At 69.1% G+C, this 1,278-nt stretch carries 1 protein-coding gene and 1 other annotated feature; the gene reads right to left on the reverse strand.

The features are described 5' to 3' along the window. Positions 1–1,226, reverse strand: a protein-coding gene (locus AB6N23_RS18415; RefSeq protein ID WP_412867401.1) for an IS3 family transposase whose coding sequence is annotated in 2 segments (ribosomal slippage) — positions 1–942 and positions 945–1,226 — 1,224 coding nt annotated over the 2 segments. Because the reading frame shifts where the segments join, the coding sequence is not laid out codon by codon here. This gene is flagged as partial in the annotation. Continuing rightward, positions 832–948: a sequence feature (AL1L pseudoknot), on the reverse strand. Its footprint overlaps the gene before it by 117 nt. Positions 1,227–1,278 lie beyond the last annotated feature (52 nt).

The raw sequence follows: 1,278 nt of genomic DNA on the forward strand, positions 1-1,278 counted from the left end.
CGCAAGTGACGCGTCGACGGGTGTCGGTGCGTCGTTCTGACGGTAGTAGTTCTCTTCGTGCTCGGCGGGTGGGATCAGCCCGATCTCGCCGTGCAGGCGTCGGTGGTTGAACCAGTCGACGTACTCCGCGACTGCGATCTCGAGGTCGTCGACGCTTCTCCACGGGCCCTTGTTGCGCACTAGCTCGGCCTTGAACAGCGAGTTGAACGCCTCGGCGAGGGCATTGTCATAGCTGTCGCCGGTGGAACCGACCGACGCGACTGCGCCAGCCTCGGCCAGCCGCTGGGAGTAGCGCACGGCGACATATTGGACTCCCTTGTCGCTGTGATGCGTCAGGCCGCTCACGTCGCGGCCCTCGCGGCGGCGGGTCCAGATGGCCATCTCCAACGCGTCCAGCGCGAGATCGGTGCGCAGGGACGTGGACAGCTGCCAGCCAACGACTCGTCGGGAGAACACGTCGGTGACGAACGCCCCGTAGGCCCAGCCGTTGAACGTGCGGCAGTAGGTGATGTCCGCGACCCACAGCTGATTCGGAGCGGTCGCGGTGAACTGTCGCTCGACCAGGTCCGGGCGCAGGTCAGGCCCGGTGCCCGCGATGGTCGTGCGCGGCCCCTTCGCTCGGGTGATGCCGCGCAACCCGGCGGCCCGCATCAGCCGCTCGACCGTGCAGCGCGCCACGACGTGACCCTGTCGGCGCAGCTCGGCGTGGACCTTGCGCGCGCCGTAGACCCCGAAGTTGTCCGCGTGCACCTTCGCGATCACCGCCGTGGTCGCGGCGTCGCTGTTCGACCTGGCCGAGGGCGGGCGGGTCTTGGCCGCGTAGTACGTGCTCGGGGCGACCCGCAGTGCCCTGCAGATCGGCTCGACCCCGAGACGCGCCTTGTGCTCGTCGATGTAGCCGACGATCACTTCAGTCGGCGGTCGAGCTCCGCCGCGGCGAAATACGCCGACGCGGTGCGCAGGATCTCGTTCGTCCTGCGCAGCTCGCGCACCTCACGCTCCAGCTCGGCGATCCGCGCCGCCTCGGCACTCGTCGTGCCTGGCCGGTGGCCGACGTCGACCTCGGCCTGGGTGACCCAGTTCCGCAACGTCTCGGGGTTGATCCCGAGCTGACCAGCGACCCGCGCCAACGCGCCCGCCTTGGTCGCCGGATCACGCCGCAGATCGACCGCCATCCTCGTCGCGCGCTCCCGAAGCTCCTCCGGGTACTTCCTCGGTGCAGCCATGACCCTCATCCTTCCCAGGAACGAGAGCCTCCGTCAGACCCGGGGCGAGACA

The organism is Cellulomonas pasadenensis (genome assembly GCF_047229365.1).
In the GTDB taxonomy this organism is placed as follows: domain Bacteria; phylum Actinomycetota; class Actinomycetes; order Actinomycetales; family Cellulomonadaceae; genus Cellulomonas.